Here is a 3,022-nt window from a genome sequence, read left to right on the forward strand (position 1 = left end):
TTGCACTATCATACGATGAATACATAGTCGTATGAGGCGAACCGGGGGAACTGAAACATCTAAGTACCCCGAGGAAAAGAAATCAACCGAGATTCCCCCAGTAGCGGCGAGCGAACGGGGAGGAGCCCAGAACCTGAATCAGTTTGTGTGTTAGTGGAAGCGTCTGGAAAGTCGCACGATACAGGGTGATAGTCCCGTACACCAAAATGCACAGGCTGTGAGTTCGATGAGTAAGGCGGGACACGTGACATCCTGTCTGAATACGGGGGGACCATCCTCCAAGGCTAAATACTCCTGACTGACCGATAGTGAACCAGTACCGTGAGGGAAAGGCGAAAAGAACCCCGGCGAGGGGAGTGAAAAAGAACCTGAAACCGTGTACGTACAAGCAGTGGGAGCACTCTTAATGGGTGTGACTGCGTACCTTTTGTATAATGGGTCAGCGACTTATATTTTGTAGCAAGGTTAACCGAATAGGGGAGCCGTAGGGAAACCGAGTCTTAACTGGGCGTCAAGTTGCAAGGTATAGACCCGAAACCCGGTGATCTAGCCATGGGCAGGTTGAAGGTTGGGTAACACTAACTGGAGGACCGAACCGACTAATGTTGAAAAATTAGCGGATGACTTGTGGCTGGGGGTGAAAGGCCAATCAAACCGGGAGATAGCTGGTTCTCCCCGAAAGCTATTTAGGTAGCGCCTCGTGAACTCATCTTCGGGGGTAGAGCACTGTTTCGACTAGGGGGCCATCCCGGCTTACCAACTCGATGCAAACTCCGAATACCGAAGAATGTTATCACGGGAGACACACGGCGGGTGCTAACGTCCGTCGTGAAGAGGGAAACAACCCAGACCGCCAGCTAAGGTCCCAAAGTCATGGTTAAGTGGGAAACGATGTGGGAAGGCCCAGACAGCCAGGATGTTGGCTTAGAAGCAGCCATCATTTAAAGAAAGCGTAATAGCTCACTGGTCGAGTCGGCCTGCGCGGAAGATGTAACGGGGCTAAACCATGCACCGAAGCTGCGGCAGCGATACGAAAGTATTGTTGGGTAGGGGAGCGTTCTGTAAGCCGTTGAAGGTGAACTGTGAGGTTTGCTGGAGGTATCAGAAGTGCGAATGCTGACATAAGTAACGATAAAGCGGGTGAAAAGCCCGCTCGCCGGAAGACCAAGGGTTCCTGTCCAACGTTAATCGGGGCAGGGTGAGTCGACCCCTAAGGCGAGGCCGAAAGGCGTAGTCGATGGGAAACAGGTTAATATTCCTGTACTTGGTGTTACTGCGAAGGGGGGACGAAGAAGGCTAGGCTATCCGGGCGACGGTTGTCCCGGTTTAAGCGTGTAGGTGGAGCGATTAGGTAAATCCGATTGCTTATTAACACTGAGGCGTGATGACGAGCCACTACGGTGGTGAAGTAGTTGATGCCCTGCTTCCAGGAAAAGCCTCTAAGCTCCAGGTAACATTAAATCGTACCCCAAACCGACACAGGTGGTCAGGTAGAGAATACTCAGGCGCTTGAGAGAACTCGGGTGAAGGAACTAGGCAAAATGGTGCCGTAACTTCGGGAGAAGGCACGCTGGCATTAGGTGAAGTGATTTACTCATGGAGCTGAAGCCAGTCGAAGATACCAGCTGGCTGCAACTGTTTATTAAAAACACAGCACTGTGCAAACACGAAAGTGGACGTATACGGTGTGACGCCTGCCCGGTGCTGGAAGGTTAATTGATGGGGTTAGCGTAAGCGAAGCTCTTGATCGAAGCCCCAGTAAACGGCGGCCGTAACTATAACGGTCCTAAGGTAGCGAAATTCCTTGTCGGGTAAGTTCCGACCTGCACGAATGGCGTAATGATGGCCAGGCTGTCTCCACCCGAGACTCAGTGAAATTGAACTCGCAGTGAAGATGCTGTGTACCCGCGGCAAGACGGAAAGACCCCGTGAACCTTTACTATAGCTTGACACTGAACATTGAGCCTTGATGTGTAGGATAGGTGGGAGGCTTTGAAGCGGTGACGCCAGTCATCGTGGAGCCAACCTTGAAATACCACCCTTTAATGTTTGATGTTCTAACTTTGGCCCCTGATCGGGGTTGAGGACAGTGTCTGGTGGGTAGTTTGACTGGGGCGGTCTCCTCCCAAAGAGTAACGGAGGAGCACGAAGGTTAGCTAATCACGGTCGGACATCGTGAGGTTAGTGCAAAGGCATAAGCTAGCTTGACTGCGAGAGTGACGGCTCGAGCAGGTACGAAAGTAGGTCTTAGTGATCCGGTGGTTCTGAATGGAAGGGCCATCGCTCAACGGATAAAAGGTACTCCGGGGATAACAGGCTGATACCGCCCAAGAGTTCATATCGACGGCGGTGTTTGGCACCTCGATGTCGGCTCATCACATCCTGGGGCTGAAGTAGGTCCCAAGGGTACGGCTGTTCGCCGTTTAAAGTGGTACGCGAGCTGGGTTTAGAACGTCGTGAGACAGTTCGGTCCCTATCTGCCGTGGGCGCTGGAAGATTGAGAGGGGTTGCTCCTAGTACGAGAGGACCGGAGTGAACGCACCACTGGTGTTCGGGTTGTCATGCCAATGGCATTGCCCGGTAGCTACGTGCGGAAAAGATAACCGCTGAAAGCATCTAAGCGGGAAACTTGCCTCGAGATGAGTCTTCCCTGGGCCTTAAAGGTCCCTGAAGGAACGTTAAAGACGATGACGTTGATAGGTCGGGTGTGTAAGCGTAGCGATACGTTGAGCTAACCGATACTAATGAACCGTGAGGCTTAACCTTACAACACCGAAGGTGTTTTGGTGGATTGAGAGAAGAATTTAAATTTCAGCGAATGTTCAGGATTGAAATGGATGGTTGTGTGGATAGCGGTAGTGATATCGATATTGGCATCCAACGGTTCATGTACAGAATATGCCTGGCGGCGATAGCGCGGTGGTCCCACCTGACCCCATGCCGAACTCAGAAGTGAAACGCCGTAGCGCCGATGGTAGTGTGGGGCTTCCCCATGCGAGAGTAGGGAACTGCCAGGCTTTAA

At 52.1% G+C, this 3,022-nt stretch carries 2 rRNA genes; both read left to right on the forward strand.

Annotation, left to right across the window (positions count from 1 at the left end):
* A 23S ribosomal RNA gene (locus tag LPW36_RS17505) occupies positions 1 to 2,766 on the forward strand; the annotation flags it as partial.
* 135 nt (positions 2,767 to 2,901) lie between these two features.
* Positions 2,902 to 3,017 (forward strand): 5S ribosomal RNA (rrf, locus tag LPW36_RS17510).
* The last annotated feature ends 5 nt before the right edge of the window (positions 3,018 to 3,022 follow it).

The sequence above is a fragment of the Limnobaculum eriocheiris genome (assembly GCF_021010575.1).
Lineage (GTDB): Bacteria > Pseudomonadota > Gammaproteobacteria > Enterobacterales > Enterobacteriaceae > Limnobaculum > Limnobaculum eriocheiris.